Origin of the sequence: Ideonella sp. B508-1 (assembly GCF_000333615.1) — a bacterium.
GTDB lineage: Bacteria > Pseudomonadota > Gammaproteobacteria > Burkholderiales > Burkholderiaceae_C > Ideonella.
Window position 1 is genome coordinate 1 of record NZ_BADL01000428.1, and the last position, 6,838, is coordinate 6,838.

A 6,838-nucleotide genomic window follows, 5' to 3' on the forward strand; every position below is an offset into this window, starting at 1 on the left:
AGGTCCAGCTTCCCCGGGCCTGCTGGAAGCGCACCGCGACGAGCTCAGATCCGGCTGAAGTGTGACAAATCACCCGAATATTCCCCACACGGGCACCCGATCTGTGTCTATGCGTATCATCGGCCGCACGACGGGCCCGATGCCTCGCGCCCCGGGGAGAACACAAGAATGGACATGGGACGTTTCCAGGCCATGGTGGATCGCCTGGAGCGGGAAAGCGCGGCCTCACCGGGGGCCTACCGGGTCAAGGTGGCGCTGCTGGCTCTGCTGGGCTTCGGCATCCTGGCGCTGCTGTTGGGCGCCGTCGGCCTGGGTCTGGTGCTGCTGCTGGGTGTGGCCGCGGCCATCGCCTTCAGCGGCGGTGCCGCCCTGCTGCTGCTGTTCAAGCTGGGCAAGCTGCTGATCTTCCTGGCCTGGCCGCTGTGGCTGCTGGTGAGGTCCGCGGTGCGCGCCCTGTTCGTGCGCCTGCCCGCCCCCCAGGGCCGCGAGATCACCCGGGCCGAGGCGCCCGCCCTGTTCGACGCCCTGGACCGCATGCGCCGGCAGATGAAGGGCCCGCGCTTTCACCGGGTGCTGGTGGTCGACAAGGTCAATGCCGCGGTGGTGCAGCGCCCGGCCTTCGGCCTGGTGGGCTGGCCGCGCAACCACCTGCTGCTGGGCCTGCCCCTGCTGGAGGCCCTGTCCCCCGACGAAGCCCTGGCCGTGGTGGCCCACGAGTACGGCCACCTGGCCGGCGCGCACGGCCACTTCAGCGCCTTCATCTACCGGCTGCGCCTGAGCTGGGGCACGGTGCAGGCCTTCACCGACCAGGTGCAGGGCTGGCTGGGCCGCGGGGTGGCGCCCCTGGTGCGCTGGTACGCACCCTACTTCAACGCCTACACCTTCGTGCTGGCCCGGGCCAACGAATACCAGGCCGATGCGGCCAGCGCCGAGCTGGTGGGCCGCGCGCACGCCGCCTCGGCCCTCAAGCGGGTGAACCTGGTGGGCCCGGCCCACGCCGCCTTCCTGCAGACCACGCTGGCCGCGGTGGACCGCGAGCCCGCCCCGCCGCCCGATCTGATGCAGCGCTGGTCCCGCGTGGCCCTGCTGCCCCCGGCCGAGGCCGACGGCCAACGCTGGCTGCGCGACGCCCTGGACCGCAGCGGCCGCTACGACGACACCCACCCCACCCTGCGGGCGCGCCTGCAGGCCCTGGCCCTGCCCGAGGACAGCCTGAACGCCCCGCCCCCGGCGCTGGCCGGCCCCAGCGCCGCCCAGGCCTGGCTGGGCGCGCTGCTGCCCACGCTGCGCGGCGAGCTGGAAAGCGCCTGGGCGCGCGACATCCAGGCCCCCTGGGCCGAGCGCTTTCAGCAGGCCGAACAGGCCCGCCAGCGCCTGGCCGAGCTGAACGGCCGCCCGCTGGCGGACGCGGCCGAGGAGATCGAACGCCTGCGGCTGATGCAGCGGCTGGAACCGGACACCGACCTGCGCGCGGCCCTGGCCGACTTCAACGCCCGCCATGCCAACCATGCCCTGGGCCTGTACCTGGAAGCCTGCGCGCGGCTGGACCTGGCCGACCGCGCCGGCCTGGCGCTGCTGGAGCGGGTGATCGCCCTGGACCCGGAGGCCACCCTGCCCTGCTGCGAGCGGGCCCATGGCTTCCTGAAGCAGGCCCAGGACGGCCACCGGCCCGAGGACGATGCCGCCGCCGAGGCCTGGGCCGAGCGCTGGCGCCAGCGCGACGCGATGGAGCGCGAGCGGGCCGCGCAAATCGATCAGGTCGATCCAAAGGGCACGCTGACCGCTGCCGAGCTGGATGCCGACACACTGGCCCGTCTGCGGGCCCTGGTGCAGCAGGCCCCGGGCCAGCGCTGGGTGCGCCGGGTCTGGCTGGCCCGGCGGGTGATCCCGGCCGATCCCCTGGCCCTGCAGTACCTGCTGGGCGTGGAGCTGAGCTGGTGGGGCCGGCGGCGCGGCAAGCAGTCCGAAGTGGTCCAGGGTCTGGCCCGGCTGGAATGGCCGCTGTCCATCCACATCGTCTCGCTCGAAGGCCGCTTCAAGGCACTGAAGTCCCGCTTCGAGGCCCTGGGCCCCAGCCCCCTCTGACCCCCGTCACACCGCCATGTTCGCCGCCAGCTTCAACAACCGCCGGATCCTGAAATCGGTCGCCACCGTCACCATCGGCGAACAGTCGGTCGAGGTCCATGCCCTGGAGGTGGACCCCAACGGCATCGCCCTGATCGCCACCTTCAACCCCCCCGTGGGCACCGAGATGCTGGTGGCCTTCGTGCTCTCGCGGGCTGGCCGACCGGCCGTGGCCCTGCGGCTGCAGACCCGGGTGACGCACACCATCCTCTCGCGCACCTACAACGGCTTCCGGCTGAACTGCAGCTTCATCGACCCGGACCCGGACTCGCTGCAGGCCCTGCAGCAGTTCATGCACTGAGGCCCGGCCCGCGGCTGGAGCCGCGCAGCACCAGCTGCCCTTCCAGCACCACCTTGCGCGGGGGCCGCTGCGGATCGGCGATGCGTTGGAGCATCAGCTCGGCGGCGGTGCGGCCGATGTCGTAGGTCGGCTGGGCCATGACCGTGACGTCCACCGAGGGCAGCGCCGTCCAGTCGTTGTTGTCGAAGCCGGCCAGGCCGATCTGGCCCGGCGTGCGCAGCCCGGCGCTCTGGATGGCCTGCACCGCCCCCAGCAGCAAGAGGCCGTTGGAGGCCAGCAGCGCATCGGGCCGCTCGGGCCCGGCCAGCAGGGCCGCGGCGGCCTGGGCTCCGGCCTCGCGGGTGGGCGCCACCCGCAGCACCTGCGGCGCCAGGCCCTGCGCCTGCAGGGCCGCCTCGTAGCCGGCCTGGCGCTCCTGGCCGGTGGTGCTGTGCGTGCCCACCAGCAGGGCGATGCGGCGGTAGCCGGCCGCCAGCAGCTGCCCGGTGAGCTGCTGGGCCGCCGCGCGGTTGTCCAGCAGCACCCGGTCCACCGCGGTGTCGGGCAGGGCCCGGTCCACCATCACCACCGGAAAGGGCCAGGCCGCCGGCCGGAAGCGCCGCAGCCCCTCCAGCGTGGGCGAATAGATCACGCCGCTGGCCTGCTCGTCGGCCATCAGCTGCAGGTAGGAGTGCTCCTTGTCCGGGTCCTCGTCGGTGTTGCACAGGATCAGGCGCAGGCCGTGGCGGTAGGCCACGTCCTCCACCGCGCGGCCCACGTCGGTGAAGAAGGGGCTGCGGATGTCCGAGACGATCAGGCCCAGCAGCGAGGCCCGCTGCTGCCGCAGGCGCCGTGCCGCCAGATTGGGCCGGTAGCCCAGCTCGGCAATGGCCTGCTCCACCTGGGCGCGCAGGGCCGGGCGCACCGCCTGCGGCTGGCTCAGCACCCGCGAGACGGTGGTGGTGGACACGCCCGCCCGCGCCGCGACGTCCTTGATGCTGCTCACCGGGGTTCCTTCTTCATGGCGGCTGAATGGTAACGCCGCCCCGGACGAATTGGTATCGATACCCACTCCTGACAAACAAAGGCCCCAAAACAGGGCGATCCGGGCGGTGCCAGAGCGCCGAATCACGCCCCGGGAACTGCTCGTTTTCCCTTGAAATACGGGCCTGTGTTGCATTGCAGCTTGCCCTGCCGAAAATCCGACCCCGATAATTCGTTTATGAAATCGATACCAAATTGGAGACCGCGATGTCGATCCCGGTAGAAGTCCGCCTGGGGGCCGCCCCCCACAACCGCGAAGACGCCGTGCGCGCCGCCGGGGCCGTGCTGGCCCAGGCCGGCCATGTGCACCCGGCCTATGTGGACAGCCTGCTGCAGCGCGAGAAGGTGGCCAACACCTTCCTGGGCCAGGGCGTGGCCATCCCCCACGGCATGATCGAGGACAAGCACCTGGTGCAGCGCACCGGCCTGGCCGTGCTGCAGGTGCCCGCCGGGGTGCGCTGGGGCGACGATGCCAAGCAGGCCCGGCTGGTGGTGGCCATCGCCGCCGCCTCGGACGAGCACATCGCCGTGCTGCGCCGCCTGACCCGCCTGATGCGCGACGAGGCCCTGATGCGCCGCCTGGTCGAGACCAGCGACCCGCAGGACATCGTGCGCGCCCTGACCGCCGAGGACGAGGCCGTGGCCACCGCCGCCCCGGCGCTGGAGGACTTCCCGCTGGGCCGCGAGGTGGCGCTGAACTACCCCAACGGCCTGCACGCCCGCCCGGCCGGCCAGTGGGCCCAGACGGCCCAGCGCTTTGCCGCCCGGGTGCATGTGCGCTGCGGCAGCACCGTGGTGGACGGCAAGAACGTGGCCGCCCTGCTCAGCCTGGGCGCCGGCCGCGGCGCCACGCTGCGCCTGTCGGCCCAGGGCCCGGACGCCGAGGAGGCCCTGCGCGCGCTGCGCGCCGTCATCGTGCGCCTGGGCGACGAGGAGGCCCGCCAGGCCCAGCTGGCCGCCTCGCGCCAAAGCCAGGCCCAGGGCCTGGGCAGCGCGCTGGGCGACTGGCAGCCCACCGCCCGCCAGACCTTCACCGGCATCGCCGCCAGCCCGGGTCTGGTGATCGGCACCCTGGTGCAGGCCGAGGGCGCCGCGCTGGAGGTGGAGGACCGCTTTCGCAGCGCCCCGCTGGAGGCCGAGGCGCTGGAGCGCGCCCTGCAGGCCGCCCTGGCCGAGCTGGAGGCCCTGTCGGCCCAGGCCCGCGCGGCCGGCCGCACCGAGCAGGCCGGCATCTTCCATGCCCACGCCGGGCTGCTGCGCGACGCCGCCCTGCTGCAGGCCGTCAGCCGCGGCATCGTGCAGGGCCACGGCGCGGCCTGGGCCTGGCGCCATGCCCTGGGCGAGCGGGTGGCCGCCCAGCGCGCCCTGCCCGACGCCACGCTGGCCGCCCGCGCGGCCGATCTGCAGGACGCCGGCGAGCGGGTGCTGCGCCAGTTGCTGGGCCTGCCCGCGGCCACGCTGGAAGCCGCCTGGCCGGCCGACGCCATCCTGCTGGCCGACGACCTCTCGCCCTCGGTCACCGCCCAGATCGACCCCAGCCGCGTGCGCGGCTTCTGCACCGCCCGCGGCGGCCCGACCGCCCACACCGCCATCCTGGCCCGGGCGCTGGGCCTGCCGGCGGTGGTGGCCAGTGGGCCGGACCTGCTGGCCGCCGAGGCCGGCACCCCCGCCATCCTGGACGGCTACCGCGGCCGGCTCTATGTGGCGCCCAGCGCCACCGCCCTGATCGAGGCGCGCGACAAGATCGCGCTGCTGGCGCGGCGCCAGGCCGAAGAGGCCCGCACCCGGCTGCTGCCGGCCACCACCACCGATGGCCACACGGTGGAGATCGCCGCCAACGTCAACCGCGCCGACCAGGTGGAGCGCGCGCTGGAGGCCGGCGCCGAGGGCGTGGGCCTGATGCGCACCGAGTTCCTCTTCCTGGAGCGCGACACCGTGCCCGACGAGGAGGCCCAGTACCAGGCCCTGCGCGCCATGGTGGAGGCCCTGGGCGGCCGGCCGCTGGTGGTGCGCACGCTGGACATCGGTGGCGACAAACAGGTGCCCCACCTGCAGCTGCCGGTGGAGGACAACCCCTTCCTGGGCGTGCGCGGCGCCCGCCTGGCCCTGCGCCGCGACGACCTGCTGATGCCCCAGCTGCGCGCGCTCTACCGCGCCGCCCGCCACGGCCCGCTGCAGGTCATGTTCCCGATGATCAGCACCGTCGAGGAGGTGCATGCGCTGCGCCAGCGCATGGCCCAGGTGCGCGAGGAGCTGGACGCCCCCGAGGTGGCGGTGGGCATCATGATCGAGGTGCCCTCGGCCGCCCTGCTGGCCGACCGGCTGGCCGCGCATGTGGACTTCTTCTCCATCGGCACCAACGACCTGACCCAGTACGCGCTGGCGGTGGACCGCCAGCACCCCGAGCTGGCCGGCATGGCCGACAGCCTGCACCCGGCCGTGCTGCGCCTGGTGGAACGCACCGTGGCCGGCGCGCGCCGCCATGGCCGCTGGGTGGGCGTGTGCGGCGGCCTGGCCGGCGAACCGCTGGGCGCGGCCCTGCTGGTGGGCCTGGGGGTGCACGAGCTGTCGATGAGCGTGGGCGACCTGGGCCCCATCAAGGCCCTGCTGCGCCGCCACAGCCTGGCCGAGCTGCAGGCCCTGGCCCAGCGCGCGCTGGACGTGGACAGCGCCGACGAGGTGCGCGCCCTGGGCACCGCACTGCGCGGCGAGGACACGGCCGAGGGAGCCCAGCCATGAACGCCCCCCGCCTCTTCACCATCACCCTGAACCCGGCCATCGACCAGACGGTGCGGCTGGACCGCCTGCTGCCCGGCGAGGTGCACCGCGCCCTGGGCGAGCAGACCGAGGCCGGCGGCAAAGGCATCGGCGTGGCCGCCGTGCTGGCCGCCCTGGGCCGGCCGGTGACCGCCAGCGGCTGGCTGGGCGCGGACAACGACGCCGTCTTCCGCGCCGCCTTTGCCGAGCGCGGCATCAGCGACGGCATGCTGCGCCTGCCCGGGGCCACCCGCACCAACATCAAGCTGGCGGTGGCCGAGCGCGGCGACAGCACCGACATCAACCTGCCCGGCCTGGCCCTGGCCCCGGAGGCCCTGCAGGCCGCCGAGCAGGCGCTGGGCGAGCGCCTGGACGCCGCAATCGCCCCGGGCGACTGGTGCGAGCTGGCCGGCAGCCTGCCCCCGGGCACCGACGCCGGCCTGTGGGAACGCCTGGCCCGGCGCCTGGGCCGCCCGCGGTGCGCAACTCGTCATCGAAACCGGCGGCGCGGTGCTGGGCACGCTGCTGGCCCGGGCTGTCCAACCCGTCCCGCGGCCCCGTGGGTGCCGGGGGCCTTCCTCAAGCCCAACCGGGCCGAAGCTGGAAAAAACTGGTGGCCCGGCCCCTTGCCCA

At 74.1% G+C, this 6,838-nt stretch carries 5 protein-coding genes; 4 read left to right on the plus strand and 1 reads right to left on the minus strand.

Features of this window, described 5'->3' with window-relative positions:
* Positions 1-168: 168 nt before the first annotated feature.
* Positions 169-2,085 carry a M48 family metallopeptidase gene (locus I73_RS17370; RefSeq protein WP_022981776.1) on the plus strand — a complete coding sequence of 639 codons (1,917 nt, stop codon included), beginning with the start codon at positions 169-171 and terminating at the stop codon, positions 2,083-2,085.
* A gap of 16 nt (positions 2,086-2,101) precedes the next feature.
* Positions 2,102-2,425, plus strand: coding sequence for a hypothetical protein (locus tag I73_RS17375; RefSeq protein ID WP_022981777.1), 324 nt, complete (start codon positions 2,102-2,104; stop codon positions 2,423-2,425).
* Here the strand turns inward: I73_RS17375 and I73_RS17380 are convergent.
* Entirely contained in the window at positions 2,415-3,410 is a 996-nt protein-coding gene (locus I73_RS17380) for a LacI family DNA-binding transcriptional regulator (RefSeq protein WP_022981778.1), read from the minus strand. The genes I73_RS17375 and I73_RS17380 overlap by 11 nt on opposite strands.
* A gap of 245 nt (positions 3,411-3,655) precedes the next feature.
* On the opposite strand from I73_RS17380, the gene ptsP reads away from it, so the two are divergent.
* Both ptsP and I73_RS28695 read left to right on the plus strand, forming a co-directional pair.
* The gene (ptsP, locus tag I73_RS17385; protein ID WP_022981779.1) at positions 3,656-6,187 is read left to right on the plus strand and encodes a phosphoenolpyruvate--protein phosphotransferase; all 2,532 of its coding nucleotides are present in this window, start codon (positions 3,656-3,658) and stop codon (positions 6,185-6,187) included.
* Positions 6,184-6,838: 1-phosphofructokinase family hexose kinase (locus tag I73_RS28695; RefSeq protein WP_234409534.1), on the plus strand; the 655-nt coding region annotated here is incomplete at its 3' end. The genes ptsP and I73_RS28695, both read left to right, overlap by 4 nt.

Excerpts from the sequence above, each read along its gene's own strand:
- I73_RS17375 (WP_022981777.1), top strand. The coding sequence starts at position 2,102 with ATGTTCGCCGCCAGCTTCAACAACCGCCGGATCCTGAAATCGGTCGCC.
- I73_RS17370 (WP_022981776.1), top strand. The coding sequence starts at position 169 with ATGGACATGGGACGTTTCCAGGCCATGGTGGATCGCCTGGAGCGGGAA.
- ptsP (WP_022981779.1), top strand. The coding sequence starts at position 3,656 with ATGTCGATCCCGGTAGAAGTCCGCCTGGGGGCCGCCCCCCACAACCGC.